This window comes from Rhizobium sp. C104 (assembly GCF_022354505.1).
Lineage (GTDB): Bacteria > Pseudomonadota > Alphaproteobacteria > Rhizobiales > Rhizobiaceae > Rhizobium > Rhizobium redzepovicii.
Map to the genome: position 1 here is coordinate 1523765 of NZ_CP092348.1, position 16433 is coordinate 1540197.

A 16433-nucleotide genomic window follows, 5' to 3' on the forward strand; every position below is an offset into this window, starting at 1 on the left:
CGTCCAGCAAATCTTGGTATCAAATCGCAATCTTTTCCGCAACGTCGAAAAAGGCTTCGCGGACTTTCTGCGAAACGCTGCCCGGATGACCGTTGGCGATCGTCTGGTCATTGACGGAAACGACCGGAAAACAAATACTTGTGGCTGCGGTGAGGAAGACCTCGCGAGCCGCGAGCATCTCGGCAACCGAGAAATTCCGCTCGGCGATTTCAAGGCCGAGCTTGGCTGCGACATCTATTAAGGTGGTGCGGGTAATGCCGCGCAGGATGCCGTGTTCGGCCGGCCGCGTCACCAGCATTCCCTCGGAATCGACGATCCAGACATTGGTCGCCGCTCCTTCCTTCACCATGCCGTGGCCATCGACATAGATGGCCTCCTGGGCGCCGACCTCCTTGGCCTGCTGGCGGGCCATGGCATTGGGCAGCAGGCCGACGGACTTGATATCGACGCGGTCCCAGCGGTTGTCGGCGAGCGTGATCGCCTTGATGCCATTGGCGTTCTTGGCGGCGATGATTTTGGGATCGGTGCTCTTGGCGGTGATGACAAGCGACGGCGGCGTCCCCTTGGCCGGGAAGACATGATCGCGCCGCGCGACGCCGCGCGTTACCTGCATATAGAAAAGCCCGTTGCGGACATGGTTGCGGCGCAGTGTCTCGCGGATGACCTGTGTCAGCGCGGCCCGGCCCATCGGCCAGGCGATGCTGAGCTCACCCAGCGACCGGTCGAGACGGTTCAGATGGCGGGTGAGATCGACGATATAGCCATGGCGGACCTCGCAGACCTCGTAGACGCCGTCGGCGAACTGGTAACCGCGATCCTCGATATGCACGCTGGCATCGGAATGCTTGACGTAACGGCCATTCACATAAGCAATTCTCGGCATGGGAAACCCGGTCTTGCAGAAAGCGATAGAGGGAATGTGGCGCGGCAATGCCCGCGCCGGAAAGATCAGACGCCGAGCGACTTCAGCTTGCGGTGCAGTGCCGACCGCTCCATGCCGACGAACTCGGCAGTGCGCGAGATATTGCCGCCGAAGCGGTTAATCTGGGCGATCAGATAGTCCTTCTCGAACATCTCGCGGGCTTCGCGCAGCGGCAGCGTCATGATGTGATAGTCGTTCTTGGCGGACACCTTCGGCAGCATGTCGCCGAGATCGGTCGGTAGCATGTCGGCGGTGATCGGCGCATCCGGTCCGTCGGTGCGGGCAAGGATCATCAGCCGCTCGATATTGTTGCGCAGCTGGCGGATATTGCCCGGCCAGTCATGGGCCTGCAGCACCGCCATGGCGTCGTCGCCGATGCGGCGCGGACGGATGCCGGCCTGCTCGGAAATCTGGCGCATCAGCTGATCGACGAGGAAGGGAATATCCTCGCGCCGTTCGGCCAGCGCCGGCACGCGCACCGGCACGACGGCGAGGCGATGATAGAGATCCTCGCGGAACCATCCCTCAGTGATGCGGCTTTCGAGATTATAGGCGGTAGAGGAGATGATGCGGACGTCGACCTTGACGCGCTTGGAGCCGCCGACGCGCTCGAACTGCTGATCGACCAGCACGCGCAGGATCTTGTTCTGCGTTTCGCGCGGCATCTCGCCGACTTCGTCGAGATAGAGGATGCCGCGATGGGCTTCCTCGAGCGCGCCGATCTTGCGGGCCTGGCCGGGTGTGCCCTCGGTGCCGAACAGCGCCACCTCCATGCGATCCGGCGTGATGTTGGCGGCGTTGATCGCCACGAAGGGGCCGTTGGCGCGCGTCGACTTCTTGTGGATCATCCGCGCCACCAGCTCCTTGCCGGAGCCGGATGCGCCGAGGATCATGATGCGGCTGTTGGTCGGCGAGACCTTCTCGATCGTCTGGCGCAGCTGCGACACGGCGACCGAGGTGCCGATCAGCTCCAATGCGTCGCCGGTGCGGCGTTTCAGCTCAGAAACCTCGCGCTTCAGCTTGGAATTCTCCAACGCCCGTTCGGCGATCAGGATCAGCCGGTCGGCCTTGAAAGGCTTCTCGATGAAATCGAAGGCGCCGCGCTTGATCGCCGAGACGGCGGTCTCGATGTTGCCATGGCCTGATATCATCACGACGGGCAATTCCGGATGGCGGGTCTTGATCTCGTCGAGTAGCGACAGACCATCGAGCTTGCTGCCCTGCATCCAGATATCGAGGAAGATCAGCCGCGGTACGCGATCGGAAATTGCCGCCAGCGCGCTGTCGCTGTCATGGGCGGTGCGCGTCTCGTGCCCTTCGTCGGAGAGAATGCCGGAAACGATCTCGCGAATATCATGCTCATCGTCGACGACGAGAATATCAGAGGCCATAAACGCTTTCCTTGTCATTGGCTGCGGGGGCAGCAGGCGTCGGATCCAGGCGTGGCAGATGCACGCGGATCATGGCCCCTCTTCCCCGGTCAAAATCGGCGGGCGCATCATGCAGCTCGAGCTGCCCGCCATGTTCCTCGATGATCTTCTTGACGATGGCGAGGCCGAGGCCGGTGCCCTTCTCGCGCATCGTCATATAGGGTTCCAGAATGCTGTGGCGGTTCTCCACCGGCAGCCCGCGGCCATTGTCGATCACGTCGACGGTGAAGCGGTCGCGGTCGGCATCGAGTGCGGCGCGCACGAGAATTTTGCGTTCGTCCCGCTCGTCGCTCGGCACCGCCTCGATCGATTCCACAGCATTCTTGATGAGATTTCCGAAGGCCTGGCCGAGCATGCGGCTGTCGAACAGGCCCTCCAGCGGCTGGTCGCCGAAATCCTGCTCGAAGGTGACGTGATGGTTGCCCATCTCACGCAAGAAGATCGCGTCGCGCAGGATATCGCGCAGGTCGCTCGGCTCCTTGGTCGGCTTCGGCATGCGGGCAAAGGCGGAGAATTCGTCGACCATGCGGCCGATATCACCGACCTGGCGGATGATCGTATCGGTGCACTGATCGAAGACGGTCCGGTCGTTCGGGTCGATCTGCTTGCCGTAACGGCGCTGGATGCGCTCGGCGGAAAGCTGGATCGGGGTCAGCGGGTTCTTGATCTCATGGGCGATGCGCCGTGCCACGTCGCCCCAGGCGGTCGAGCGCTGGGCGATGACGAGGTCGGTGATGTCGTCGAGCGTGATCACATAGGATTCGCTCATATCGCGCACTTCTTCGCGGGTGACCTGCACGCTCAGTGTGCGCACCGTGCCGCCGCGCACCAACGCGATCTGCTTGCGGAAATCGCCGCGATGACGCGACGCCGCTTCGGTCAGCACGTGATCGACCTCAGGCGCGATATCGGCCAGCTGCTTGCCGAGCATCTGATCGGCCGACAGCGACATCAGCGTCTCGGCCGAACTGTTCACAATGGCGATACGGCGGTCCTGCTCGACGCCGATGACGGCGGCGGTGACGCCGGACAGCACCGCCTCGATGAAACGGCGGCGGTCGTCGACCTCGTCCTTGGCTTCGAGGATCTCGTCGCGCTGGGTACGGATTTCCGAGATCATCTTGTTGAATGTGCGCGACAGATTGGCGACGTCGCCATCGACGGCGTGCACCGGCACGACGATGTCCATATTGCCCGATGCGACGCTATCGGCTGCGGTGATCAACAGCCGGATCGGCCGGACGATGCGGTCGGCAACGGCAATCGCGGTCCAGATCGCCGCGAGCAGCACGATCAGCGCGAAGCCGATATAAAGCACCGCGAAGGCGATCTGCAGCGAGAAGCGATTGGCTTCCATCGACCGATATTCGGTGGCGTTCTCCTCCATCATGCGCATGGCGCCCATGACCTTGGGATCAACGGCGCGCACCGTATAGAGGAAGGTGCCCGGGATGGCATCGAGCTTGATGATGGCGCCGACGAGGTTGGTGACGCCTGGCGGAATGAGCGTCGGCTGGCCGGCCGCGGCCTTCTCCAGCGCGTCCTGCGGGATTGCCGGCAACGGTTTTTCAGTGGTGATGTCGGCCTGGACGACGACCGAGCCGTCGCGCTCGACGAGGAAGGAGCCGAGCAGGCCGCGACCCCTCGCCTGGCGCGTCATCAAGTCGGCAAAGCCCGTTCTATCCAGACTGTAGAGCGCGCGGTTGCGCTCCAGGTCGTTGGCCATGGAAACCGTCTGCCCCTGCAGGTAGCTGGCGTTTTCCATCATATAGGCCTGGCCGATATTGCGCGACGAGCTGACGATCGACTGGGTGCGCAGCGCAAACCAGCGGTCGAGGCCGGCATTCAGCGTGATGCTGGCAAAGATGGCAACGAGGATCGCCGGCGTGATCGCGACGATCGAGAAGAGCACGACGATGCGGATATGCAGGCGTGCAGCCGCCCGGCCGCGGGTGCGCGCCTTGAGCAGCCTTGCCACCTCACGGGCGATCAGCGCCAGCAGCGTCAGGACGAAGAAGGAATTGACGATGACCGAGGTGATGACGACATGCGACGTCGGCGCGATCGGCGTGAGGCCGAGCAGCACGAACAGTGTCGCGGTGGCGCAGAGAAGCGCGCCGCCGGCAAGTACCAGGCCGGGCACGGCGAAAAGGGCGCGGCGATCGGTCACCGTAGTCACCGCCTCGCCCGCCGCCGGCGATACCCCATCCTGCGTCATTCGGCCTCTCTTCAGACGGCACCCGCCGCCCGCGCCATCCGATCGAAACCAAAGAACGCCGGCTCAAGAAAGCCAGCGCTGGAACGACTCGATCGGGAGCGAATGTCCAAAACCCTGCGTGACCTTTAAGCAACGCATTGTGGCGAAAATGCAACGCACTCCGTCACATTGTCAAGCCGCGGATGAACGTGGTCCGTCACTCACGAGAATGGAAGTTCGATGGGTGATCCCGCTCCTGCTGACCTGAGCATGCCGCGGTCAGCCCATGCGCTCCGACGCGTAGGAGCCGGGTGAAGCAGGAAAGACGACGGTCTGGTTGCCGTTGATGAACACCCGGCCATGGATGTGGGCGTGGATGGCCCGGGCCAGCACCTGGCTTTCGACGTCGCGGCCGAGGCTGACATAGTCCTCGCCGCTCTGCGCATGGGTGACGCGGACGATGTCCTGCTCGATGATCGGGCCTTCATCGAGGTCTGCGGTGACGTAGTGCGACGTCGCGCCGATGAGCTTCACGCCCCGTTCGAATGCCTGCTTATAAGGATTGGCGCCCTTGAAACTCGGCAAGAAGGAGTGGTGGATGTTGATGATCCTGCCGGACATCTTGCGGCACATGTCGTCGGACAGGACCTGCATGTAGCGGGCCAGCACGATGAGTTCGGCGCCTGACTCCTCGACGATCTGCATCTGCTTCGCCTCGGCCTCGGGCTTGTTTTCCCTAGTCACCTTGATGCAGTGAAACGGGATGTCGTGGTTCACGACGACCCGCTGGTAATCCGTGTGGTTGGAGATCACGCCGACGATGTCGATCGGAAGCGCCCCGATGCGCCAGCGGTAGAGGAGATCGTTCAGGCAGTGGCCGAAGCGGCTCACCATCAGGATCACCTTCTTCTTCTCGCTCTCATCGAAAAATTCGGCGCTCGCCTCGAACTTCCCGGCGATCGGTTCGAAGCCCTGACGAAGCTGGTCAAGTGTATGTCCGTCATGCGGCTGGAAACTGATCCGCATGAAATAGCGTCCGGTGTCGGCGTCGTCGAATTGCGCGCTGTCGGAGATGTTGCAGCCGTTCTGGGAGAGATAGCCGGCGATGGCGGCTGTCACGCCGCGGATCGACGGGCATGCGACACGCAGAGCGTAGCGAGGGGCCGTGATGGTCATGTCTATTTCCTTGTTCGTCGTCTCAGGCCGCGGCAATCATCGCGTGATGACGGCGGAATGCGGCGAGCGTGTTGGACAGCAGGCATGCGATCGTCATCGGGCCGACGCCGCCCGGCACCGGCGTGATGGCGCGCGCGTGGCCGGCTTCGCCATATGCCACGTCGCCGACGATCCGTGATTTTTCGCCGTCCTGGATCCGATTGATGCCGACGTCGATCACGACGGCGCCGGGTTTGATCCAGTCACCACGAACCAAGCCTGCCCGACCTGCCGCGACGACAAGAATGTCGGCTGTCCGGCAGAGCTCCGCCGCGTTCCTTGTCTGCGAGTGAACGACCGTGACGGTACAGTGGGCATTCATCAGCATCTGCGCCATCGGCTTTCCGACGATGTTGGACTTGCCGACGATGACGGCATGAAGGCCGGAGAGGCTCTCGCCGAGCGTATCCTTAATGAGCATCATGCAGCCGAGCGGCGTACAGGGAATCAAAGCCGGGTTGCCGGTGGCAAGGCGGCCGGCATTCGATACATGGAAGCCGTCGACATCCTTGTCGGGATTGATGGCCTGGATCACGGAGTTCGGATCCAAATGCGCCGGCAGCGGCAACTGAACAAGAATTCCATGTACTTCTGCATCGTTGTTAAGGTGATGCACGAGGTCAAGAAGTTCGCCCTGCGTGGTTTCCTGAGCAAGCCGATATTCGAAGGACCGCATCCCGGCGGCAACGGTCTGACGGCGCTTTGAACTCACGTAGATTGCGCTTGCCGGGTCGTGCCCCACCAGAACGACGGCCAGACCGGGAACGGTTCCAGTCGTTGCCTTGAGCGTTTCGACATCGGTCTTGATGCGCTCGAGGAGCCCTGCTGCGTACGCTTTGCCGTCGATGTTTGCGGCGCGTGTGAATTCTGTCCATTCCCATGGTGTGCTCCATTGCATCCAAGCTCCAACCGGCAAAATGCCGCGCCTAGCGATGTGGGCGGGGCATTTCCGCATCGTGGGTACGTTGCCTAGTGGCCGTAGACCGGGAACTTCTCGGTTAATTCCGCGATCTTCGCCCGGGCGGTTCCGACGATCTCGTCGGTCCTGCCCTCTGTTTCGGCGTCGATGAGATCCGCGATGACATGGCCGAGGACCCGGAATTCCTCCTCCTTCAGGCCGCGCGTCGTCGCAGCGGACGAGCCAAGGCGCATGCCCACCCACTCCGGAGGACGGGGACTGTCGCCGGGGATCGGGTTCTTGTTGGATGTGATGTTCGCCTTGGCGAGCAGCGTCTCGGCCTGTTTTCCAAGCAGTCCCTTGCTCGACAGATCGAGCAGGATGATGTGGGTGTCGGTGCCGCCGGAAACGATGCGAATACCACGATCGGCAAGCGTTTCGGCGAGGACTTTCGCGTTCGCCACGACCTGGCGGGCATAGACCTTGAAATCGTCGCGGAGGGCTTCGCCCAGGCAGATCGCCTTGGCGGCCAGGACGTTGCTGTGCAGCGAGCCCTGGACGCCGGGAAACACTGCCGCTTGCAGCTTCTTGTACCATTCCTCGTTGTTCGTGAGGATCAGGCCGCCACGCGGACCGCGCAGCGTCTTGGTCGTGGTGCAGGTCACGATGTCGGCATGCGGGAACGGCGAAGGATGGACGCCGCCTGCAACAAGGCCGGCGATATGGGCCATATCCACCAGGAAGTGGGCGCCGACCTTCTTTGCGATCTTCGACATGCGCTCGAAGTCGAGTTCGCGCGGATATGCCGAACCACCGGTGATCAGCAGCTTCGGGCGGATCTCTTCGGCGATGCGCTCCATCTCATCGAGGTCGATGACCTCGTTCTGCGGGTTGACGCTGTAATTGTTGGCGTCGAACCAGCGGCCCGACAGGTTCGCCTTCATGCCGTGCGACAGGTGGCCACCGGCCGCAAGGTCCAGCGATAGCACCTTTTCGCCTGGCTTCAGCAGCAGGAAGAAGACGGCAAGGTTGGCCTGCGTCCCCGAATGCGGCTGGACGTTGGCGTAGCCGCAATTGAACAGCTGCTTGGCGCGGTCGATCGCGGCCTGTTCGGCAATGTCGACGAACTGCCCGCCACCGTGAAAACGGTTGCCCGGATAGCCTTCGAGCGTCTTATTGGTGATCTCGTGCCCCAAGGCGTCCAGAACCGCACGGCTGACGATATTCTCCGAAGCGATGAGCTCAATCTGGTTCTGCTGGCGGGCCCGCTCGGACGCGAGGGCATCGGCGACGAGTGGATCAGCCTCCTGGACGGTGGTGTTGAAATGCACCCTTGCAGCGTTGGTCATCTGAGTTCTCCAATTCCTCGAATTCGTGAGGCGGACCCTAGATCGATCGAAACACCAGAAAAAGTTAATAATATTTGCTTATACGTTCAGACATGCTAATGATTTCGGAGCTGCGAGGAGGTCGAAATGGATGTCGGACGTCTGCGGGCGCTGCGCGAACTGTCGATCCGCAAGACCATGGCCGCGGTGGCAGAAGCCTTGCACGTCTCGCCGTCGGCCGTGTCGCAACAAATTGCGCTTCTTGAAGAAGAGGTCGGCATACGGCTCGTCGAGCGACGCGGCCGGGGCGTTGTCATGACGCCCGCCGGCCAGCAGCTGGTGCTGCGGGCAGAGAAGATCCTCATCGAAATCGAATCGGCGAAAGCAGACATCGCTGAATTGAAAAGCGTCGTTTCCGGCGAACTTCGGGTGGCGGCGTTTCCTTCCGTGGCCGCCGCCCTCATTCCGAAGGTCGTCTACGATCTCGCCGAACGGCACCCTCACCTCACCGTCCAGTTCGAAGAAATGGAGCCGGGCGAAAGCGTTGCCGCGCTGCGCAGCTGGCAGACTGACGTCGCGATTATCGATGACTTGAACATACCGACCGGCGCGCTCGATCCCAACATCGAGACGATCTTCCTGATGGAGGACGTCTTCAACGTCATGGTCTCGAGGGATCACAGGCTGTCGGAGCGGCCGACCGTCGGCCTGCATGAGCTTCGGGATGAGCGGTGGGCGATCGACACCGCGTCCGACACCTATACGAGGATGCTGGTGGAAGCCTGTCAGGAAGAGGGCTTCAAGCCCAACATCGTAGCGAGATGCAAAGGTTTCGAAGTGACCATCGCGCTAATCCGGCAGAATTACGGCATCTCGATCCTGCCTGGCCTGCGCGCCAGCTACGATCTCGAAGACGTCTGGGTCTGCAGGCTCGTTCCGGAAATCCGCCGGAGGATATTTATCGCCTTCCGGACAGAGGAAAAGCGCAGTCCGGCCCTTCAGGCGTTCCTCGACCGGATGGCCGAGAAGCCGCCCCTCTCCTGACGCCGGGTGCCGGCGCACCGAGCACCACCCCGATAAACCTCACGGGGGCATCGGGGCAAAACCAACAGATTTCCTAATGTATCACCTCAGGAGAATTAAGTAGATTTGAAGAGACCCCGCTCCTACTGTCCATCTGCCAATTGATGGGACTGGGAGCGAGGATCGCACGCAGACCTTGGCCAATAATGGGAACGACGTATTCAGAAAGGCGATAACGCCTCCAGCGTCTTACCGGACTTTCGATCGAGCCATTGCTCATTGATTTGGCGTCACCGTCACTATGCGATCCGAAAGGGGAACTTCGATGAAACTACTCAAAATCCTGACTGCCGGCGTTTTCGCAGGCGTTGCGTTCACGGCGGCCAATGCTTCCGCTTCCGTTCTCGACACGGTCAAGCAGCGCGGTGTGCTCAACTGCGGCACCGATAACACCGCTCCCGGCTTCGGGTATCTCAATACCACGACCGGACAGATGGAAGGGCTCGATGTCGACTTCTGCAAGGCGGTTGCCGCCGGCGTTCTCGGCGACGCCGCCAAGGTCAAGTTCATCACGGTGACCGACAAGAGCCGCTTTGACGCAGTTCTCACCGGCCAGGTCGATGTCGTCTTCGCCCACACCACGATCAAACCGGCGCGTGAATCGTCAATCGCGATCGATTTTCTGCCGATCAACTTCTACGACGGTACCGGCCTCATGGTGAAAACTGATGCCGGGATCAAGGAATTCGCAGACCTCGATGGTGCAACAATCTGCACCACCCAGGGATCGGCCACCGAGACGGTTCTGGCTGCTGTCTTCAAGGCGCGTGGTTGGAAGGACTCCAAGGTCCTGACCTATGAAAACCTCGAGAAGCTTTTCTCCGCGCTCAACTCGGGTCGTTGCAATGCGATGAGCACCGACAAATCAGCTCTTGCCGCCTGGGCGGGGAATGCACCGAAGCCAGCCGACTATCTGATCCTCCCGGATACGCTGGACAAGTCTCCGTTCGGCGGCTTCGTGGCTGCCAACGACTCCAAGTGGCGCAATGCGCTGCGCTGGATCGAGTACGGCCTCTTCCAGGCCGAGGAGTCCGAGATCACCCAGGCCAATCTGGCCGAAAAGCTGAAGAGCGAGGATCCCTTCATTCAGAAGTTCCTCGGCAGCAATGGCGGCGGCTACGGCAAGGACTTCGGCCTCTCCGACGACTTCATGGCTCAGGCGATCAAGGCCGTCGGCAACTACGGCGAGGCCTATGATCGCAACCTCGGTCCGAAGACCAAGATGTATCTCGACCGCAGGGGCACGCCGAACGCCTTGTGGACGCAGGGTGGCGCAATCTACTCGCCGCTCTGGAACTGACGCCGGCCGGGGGTCGGAACCATGTCGTTCCGCCCCCCAAGCACTTGGAGCCTGAACATGACAATCCACGAAACGAGTGCGATCCACGGCATGCCAGACAACGATAGGCTGAGGTCGCTGCGCCTGCGCAATCGCATCCGGCACGAAGCGATCCAGCTGGGAATCGTCGCTCTGGTCGTCGTGCTGCTCGGCATCCTGGCATATGCGGTCAAGGCGGGGCTTGCCGAGAAGGGCATACGGTTCAGCTTCTCGTTTCTTGCTAACACCGCCGGCTTCGATATTAGCGAAGGATTAACGCTGACGTCTGTTGAAGGCTTCGTCCCCAACCTCGCCCAGTTCTCTTCGGAGATGTCGATCGCGTCGGCTTTCGTCACAGGCATTTTCAACACCGCCAAGATCGCACTGCTGGCGATCATCCTCAGCACGATCCTCGGAACGATGCTCGGCGTCGGCCGTCTGTCGACCAACTGGGTGGTGAGAAATCTCTGTTTCTGGATCGTCGAATTCGTTCGCAACACGCCGCTGCTCATACAGCTTGTCTTCTGGTATTTCGCGGTCGTACTGCACTTTCCGCCAATGGCGTCTGCAGCAAAGCTCTACGGTGGCCTTATCGTCAGCCAGCAAGGCATATACCTCCCCACGCTGTCCTGGACCGGCGGCGCATCCACCCTTTCGCTGATCCTGGTCACCGCCACAGGAGTGTCGGCGCTCGGCGCAATATTCGACCCCATCCGTGGAGCGCGGCGGATATGCGTCGGCGCGGCGGTCGTCTGCCTCGGGCTGCTGGTCGCGACCGGCGGGATGATCGTGAATTTCCCCGTCGCCAACAAGTTCAAGGCCAGCGGGGGAACGAGCATCAGCCCGGAGATGGCAGCCCTTCTCGTTGCCGTCGTCGTGAGCAGCGCTTCCTTCATCGCCGAAACCGTCCGCGGCGCGATCGACGCTCTTCCGAAGGCCCAATGGGAAGCCGCCGGATCGCTGGGGCTCAGCCGGCGCGACACCGTCAACGACATCATCCTTCCGCAAGTGTTCCGCGTCGTTCTCCCCTCCTTCGGCAATCAGTATATCAGCCTGACCAAAAACACCGCGCTCGGGATCGCGGTCGGATTTCCGGATCTGTTCAACATTTACGGGACGATCGCCAATCAGACCGGCCACAGCCTTGAAGGCATCATCATCGTCATGGCGTCCTACCTGGTCCTCAGCTGGATCATCAGTTCGTCGGTGTACTGGGCGAACCGCCGTCTTAACCCCATGGGAGTGTCGCAATGATCGCCACCTCAATAAAATGGACCCGCCACAACCTGTTTGGAAAGCCTTTCGACGTCGCCCTGTCGCTGCTGGTCATTCCGGGCGTTCTCTGGATTGCCTGTTCGATCCTTGACTGGGCGCTCACCACGGCAAGGTGGGATATCATCGTGCAGAGCCTGCGGGTGCTGATGATCGGCGTTTTTCCAGCCGATCAGGCGTGGCGCGCATGGACGGCGTCGGCGATCATGGCAGCGACCCTCGGCGCCGGTCTCGGCTGCGTGTTTTCGTTCAAGCCTCACCATGGGCTGGTTCTCGCTCTCGTTCCCTTGTTGATTTTGATCGTCGATCATGGCGATCCGCAGAACGCCCTGTCCGCGGCAGGCATCGTTGCCGCAACCTCGCTGGGATGGGTGCTGACGTCGTATGTGCCATTGTCCAGGAAGGCGATGCCTGCTGCGGCGTTTACGGGCTTCATCGTCGTCGTTGCGGTCATGGCCCCTCCGGGCGTGGAGCTCTGGGGCGGACTTCTTCTCAGCGTCCTGCTGACGCTGGTGACGTCGGTCCTGTCTCTGCCGATCGGCATCCTGCTCGCGTTCGGACGGCAGAGCCGGCACTCAAGTCTCAGGATCATCTGCACCTGGTACATCGAAGTCATGCGCTCGGTGCCGCTCATCCTCGTCGTTTACTGGATCTGGATTCTCATGCCGGTCCTTGCACCGCAGTTGGGACTGGCCGACGTCGCGCGCGGCATGATCGGCTTCACGATCTTCTACTCCGCCTATGTCGCCGAATATGTCCGAAGCGGGCTTCAGGCGGTTCCGCGCGCCCAGACCGAGGCGGCAAGGTCTCTCGGCATCAGCGAATTCGACATCAACCGCTCGATCGTTCTGCCACAGGCGCTCCGGGTCGTGGTGGCGCCGCTGGTCGGCAACGTGCTCGACATCTTCAACTCCGCGCCGCTCGTCTTCATCATCGGGCTGACGGATTTTCTCCGCGCGGGGCAGATGATCCTGGCGAACCCGCAATATGGCGACCGGACTTTCGAAGTCCTCTCGTTCCTGCTCGTCACCTATTTCCTGGTCGGCTCGATGATCACCTATGCCGCCAGAAAGCTCGAAGACCATATGGCAACGAGTGCGCGCTGAGCTGTTCCAACACGGAGACATCACGATGAACGCCATCGTCGAAATGAAAAGCATGAACAAGTTCTACGGCGCCCACCATGTGCTCAAGGACATCGATCTCGCCGTCACACGCGGTGAAGTCATGGTCATCCTCGGGGCCAGTGGCTCAGGAAAGTCGACCCTCATCCGCTGCGTCAACGGCCTCGAAATGTACCAGACCGGCAGCCTCGTCGTGGACGGCTATGACATGCCGGTCGAGGCCGACCGGAAGCTCGGCGGAGAACGCGAACTCGCGGCGATCCGTAAGGGCGTCGGCATGGTATTCCAGCAATTCGGCCTGTTCCCGCACAAGACGGTGCTGGACAATATCGCCATCGCGCCGATGCGGGTCCGCAAAAAGTCGCGGGAAGAAGCCGAAGCGACCGCCATGAAGCTCCTCGACCGCGTCGGCCTCAAGGCGCATGCGCACAAATATCCGGGCCAGTTGTCCGGCGGTCAGCAGCAACGCGTGGCCATCGCCCGCTCGCTCGCCATGGAGCCGCATTTGATGCTGTTCGACGAGCCCACCAGCGCGCTCGATCCGGAAATGGTCGGCGAAGTCCTCGACGTCATGCGGGAACTGGCCGCCGAAGGCATGACCATGATGGTGGTGACGCACGAAATGGGTTTCGCCAGAGAGGTCGCCGACCGCGTCGTTTACATCGACCAAGGCTCGATCATCGAGGTCGGGAAGCCGGACGAGTTCTTCGAAAATCCGAAAAACGACCGGGCTCGCTCTTTCCTCGCCCGCGTCCTGAGACACTGACCAACCGCAGCCCGGCTCACGAATGGAAATGTCCATGAACACGATACTCCCCAGTGATCCTGCTCGCGATGATGTTCTCGCAGGCCGCCCCACCCTCTGGCTCAATCCATCCTATCGGAAACAGGCGATCGACACCTCGGACCTGCCGGTTTCACCGGCCGACGTGCAGAGCGCGCGCCAGAACTGGCAGCGCTTGGCGCCGGTTCTTGCCGAATGCTTTCCGGAACTGAAGGATACGGGCGGCGAGATCCGCTCCGAACTGGTGGAACTCAAGAAACTCCGCGAGGCGCTCGGCTACCGAACGAGAGAGTTCGGCAACGTCTTCATCAAGGCCGACAGCCACCTGCCGGTTGCCGGCTCCATCAAGGCGCGCGGCGGCGTCTACGAGGTTTTCCTCTTTGCAGAAGGCCTCGCCCGTCAGAAGGGACTGCTCGGCGCCGGCGAGGATATCCGGAAGCTGGCAACGGAAGAGGCCCGCTCGTTATTTTCAGGCCATACCGTGGCGGTGGGCAGCACCGGCAATCTCGGCTTGAGCGTCGGCATCGCCGCGCGCGCGCTTGGCTTCAAAGCCACGGTCCACATGTCGTCCGACGCCAAGGCCTGGAAGGTCGAGCGCCTGCGGAAGCTCGGCGTCGATGTCATCCAGCACGAGGCTGACTATACGACCGCCGTCGAAAACGCCCGCGACATCGCCGACACCGACCCAACGATCTATTTCGTCGACGACGAGCAGTCTCGGCACCTGTTCCTCGGCTACAGCGCGGCGGCGTCAGAGCTGGCAACGCAGCTCGACGAGCGCGGGATCACGATCGACGAGGAAAATCCGCTTTTCCTCTACTTGCCCTCCGGCATCGGCGGCGCACCGGGGGGCGTCGCCTTCGGCGCCAAGGCGATCTTCGGCGACAATGTGCACGCCTTCTTCGTCGAGCCGGTGCAGTCGCCCTGCGCCCTCGTCCACATGATGTCGGGTTCGCAGGAGCTGGTGTCGGTCTATGACGTCGGCCTGACCAACAAGACCGAAGCCGACGGCATGGCCGTCGCCCGTATGTCGGCCTTCGTGGCCAAAGTGATGCGAGAGATGCTCGCCGGCGTCTACACGACCGCCGACAATGATCTGTTCAAACTGCTTCGCATGGCGTGGATCACCCAAAGGCAGAAGCTGGAGCCTTCGGCCGCCGCCGCCTTGCTCGGGCCCGACTTCCTCTTGCGCCACAGCGAAGGCCGGCGTTTCCAGGCTGAACAGGGCGTTGCGGAGAAGATGTCGCGAGCGACGCACGTGCTCTGGACGACAGGCGGCTCGTTCGTCCCGGAGGAGCAGTTCCAGAACTTTCTCCGTCAGGCGGAAGCCCTCGCGTAGTCCCGCATGCCGAATGGTGCCACAGGCGCGGGTCGGGAACGATCCGCGCCTGTCGACCTGATGCCGCAGCCTTTAGGTCTCTATTTTCATGCAGGTCGTTAGCGCAAAGTCTCGCGCGACAGGTTCTAGAATCGACGCGGGGCTTCCGGTTTGTTTCCGACGATCCCATCGATCCGGTCCAGTACCTCAGGCGTCATCTTCTGCCTGTGGGACAGGGCCGCAAGATTGTCCTGCAGCTGGCTGGCGCGCGAGGCGCCGAGAATGACGGTGGAGACGTTGCGGTTGGCGAGGCACCACAGCAGGGCGAGATGGGTGATCGACAGGCCGATCTCGTCGGCAAGCTTGGCGAGTTCGCCAACCTGTTTGAGCTGGGCGCGGCCGGCATCGCTGGACCACTTCTCTTTCAGCCATTCGTAGCCCGGCAGGTTCATACGGCTGTCGGCCGGCACACCGTTATTGTATTTGCCGGTCAGGACGCCTGAGGCGAGCGGAGACCAGATCGTGGTGCCGAGGCCGATGAGGTCGTAGAGCGGCAGATAATCGGATTCGACCTTGTGGCGTTCGAAGATATTGTACTGCGGCTGCTCCATGGTCGGCGGCGTGATGCGCAGATCGCGGGCCACGGCATAGGCTTCCGTCAGTTGCTGCGCCGACCATTCCGAGGTGCCCCAATAGAGCACCTTGCCCTGGGCGACAAGATCGTGCATCGCCCGGACCGTTTCCTCGACCGGCGTGTCGATATCCGGGCGATGGCAGAAATAGAGGTCGAGGTAATCGACCTGAAGTCTCTTCAACGCGGCATGGCAGGCATCGGTCACGTGCTTGCGCGAAAGGCCGCGCTGCGTCGGCTTCTGGCCTCCCCAGAACACCTTGCTGGAGACGACGAAGCTGTCGCGGCTCCAGCCAAGCGATTTCAGCGCCTCGCCCATGACGATCTCGGACTTGCCGCTTTCGTATCCTTCGGCATTGTCGAAGAAGTTCACCCCATTGTCATAGGCAAGCTTCATCAGGTCGACGGCGTCGCCACCATTGACCTGCTTGCCGAATGTCACCCATGAGCCGAAGGAGAACTCGCTCACTTGCAGACCCGACTTTCCCAGACGACGATATTCCATCATGCAGCTCCTGAAAAACGTGCCGGCCGCTCGCCGGCATTGCGCGATCGATCGACGACCGACTCGCGTAATCTATGGCATGAACGTCGATATGCGAGGAGCGGAAAGCAAAAGGGCGCTCGACGACATCAGCCGGAGCGCCCGTTGCATGCAATCGACGACGTTTGCGGCGGAGGTCGACAGCAGCTGAGGCAGATGACGAGATTCGGAACGGATTGGCAACATGCAAGTGGAGTTGCGGACGTTATCGCCCGCCGATCGCCCGGGTCATCCACCTGTTATCCACAGCCTATCCACAGGCACGGCGGCTACGACCACAGCAACTTCAATGACATTCGCCGGGCGGCAATCCGCACGTCGCAAATGCTCTGTGACCGTTGAATGACACTGCGCTTTTGTTTGTCCGCC

13 protein-coding genes are annotated in these 16433 nt (G+C 61.6%); 6 read left to right on the top strand and 7 right to left on the bottom strand.

The features are described from left to right. Nucleotides 1-19: 19 nt before the first annotated feature. The 6 genes from MF410_RS08660 to glyA all read right to left on the bottom strand — a co-directional run bounded on the left by MF410_RS08660 (nucleotide 20) and on the right by glyA (nucleotide 8011). A complete protein-coding gene (locus MF410_RS08660; RefSeq protein ID WP_097625394.1) occupies nucleotides 20-883 on the bottom strand; it encodes a D-amino-acid transaminase in 864 nt (287 codons plus the stop codon). A 65-nt stretch (nucleotides 884-948) separates the two neighbouring features. Next, nucleotides 949-2313 carry a sigma-54 dependent transcriptional regulator gene (locus MF410_RS08665; RefSeq protein WP_097625393.1) on the bottom strand — a complete coding sequence of 455 codons (1365 nt, stop codon included), beginning with the start codon at nucleotides 2311-2313 and terminating at the stop codon, nucleotides 949-951. Beyond that, nucleotides 2303-4570: a PAS domain-containing sensor histidine kinase gene (locus MF410_RS08670; RefSeq protein ID WP_097625392.1), complete on the bottom strand. Its 2268-nt coding sequence runs from the start codon at nucleotides 4568-4570 to the stop codon at nucleotides 2303-2305. The genes MF410_RS08665 and MF410_RS08670 overlap by 11 nt, the downstream gene beginning before the upstream one ends. Nucleotides 4571-4828: 258 nt before the next feature. Next, nucleotides 4829-5725, bottom strand: a complete 897-nt coding sequence (gene purU / locus MF410_RS08675) for a formyltetrahydrofolate deformylase (protein ID WP_097625391.1) — start codon at nucleotides 5723-5725, stop codon at nucleotides 4829-4831. Between the two features lie 22 nt (nucleotides 5726-5747). Then, entirely contained in the window at nucleotides 5748-6662 is a 915-nt protein-coding gene (gene folD / locus MF410_RS08680) for a bifunctional methylenetetrahydrofolate dehydrogenase/methenyltetrahydrofolate cyclohydrolase FolD (protein ID WP_239620322.1), read from the bottom strand. A gap of 71 nt (nucleotides 6663-6733) precedes the next feature. Continuing rightward, nucleotides 6734-8011: a serine hydroxymethyltransferase gene (glyA, locus tag MF410_RS08685; RefSeq protein ID WP_097625389.1), complete on the bottom strand. Its 1278-nt coding sequence runs from the start codon at nucleotides 8009-8011 to the stop codon at nucleotides 6734-6736. A 126-nt stretch (nucleotides 8012-8137) separates the two neighbouring features. Here glyA and MF410_RS08690 point away from each other — a divergent pair, with 126 nt between their 5' ends. From MF410_RS08690 to MF410_RS08715, 6 genes are all read left to right on the top strand, one after another. Further along, nucleotides 8138-9034, top strand: coding sequence for a LysR substrate-binding domain-containing protein (locus MF410_RS08690; protein WP_097625388.1), 897 nt, complete (start codon nucleotides 8138-8140; stop codon nucleotides 9032-9034). A 304-nt stretch (nucleotides 9035-9338) separates the two neighbouring features. Continuing rightward, a complete protein-coding gene (locus tag MF410_RS08695) occupies nucleotides 9339-10373 on the top strand; it encodes a transporter substrate-binding domain-containing protein (protein WP_097625387.1) in 1035 nt (344 codons plus the stop codon). Between the two features lie 57 nt (nucleotides 10374-10430). After that, nucleotides 10431-11645: an ABC transporter permease subunit gene (locus tag MF410_RS08700; RefSeq protein ID WP_097625386.1), complete on the top strand. Its 1215-nt coding sequence runs from the start codon at nucleotides 10431-10433 to the stop codon at nucleotides 11643-11645. Further along, nucleotides 11642-12769 carry an amino acid ABC transporter permease gene (locus tag MF410_RS08705; protein WP_097625385.1) on the top strand — a complete coding sequence of 376 codons (1128 nt, stop codon included), beginning with the start codon at nucleotides 11642-11644 and terminating at the stop codon, nucleotides 12767-12769. The genes MF410_RS08700 and MF410_RS08705 overlap by 4 nt, the downstream gene beginning before the upstream one ends. 25 nt (nucleotides 12770-12794) lie before the next feature. Further along, a complete protein-coding gene (locus MF410_RS08710) occupies nucleotides 12795-13553 on the top strand; it encodes an amino acid ABC transporter ATP-binding protein (protein WP_097625384.1) in 759 nt (252 codons plus the stop codon). A gap of 34 nt (nucleotides 13554-13587) precedes the next feature. After that, the gene (locus MF410_RS08715; RefSeq protein ID WP_097625383.1) at nucleotides 13588-14910 is read left to right on the top strand and encodes a D-serine ammonia-lyase; all 1323 of its coding nucleotides are present in this window, start codon (nucleotides 13588-13590) and stop codon (nucleotides 14908-14910) included. 125 nt (nucleotides 14911-15035) lie between these two features. Here MF410_RS08715 and MF410_RS08720 read toward each other — a convergent pair whose 3' ends face one another. Next, complete coding sequence (locus tag MF410_RS08720) at nucleotides 15036-16025, bottom strand: aldo/keto reductase (protein ID WP_097625382.1); 990 nt, start codon at nucleotides 16023-16025, stop codon at nucleotides 15036-15038. Nucleotides 16026-16433: the final 408 nt, after the last annotated feature.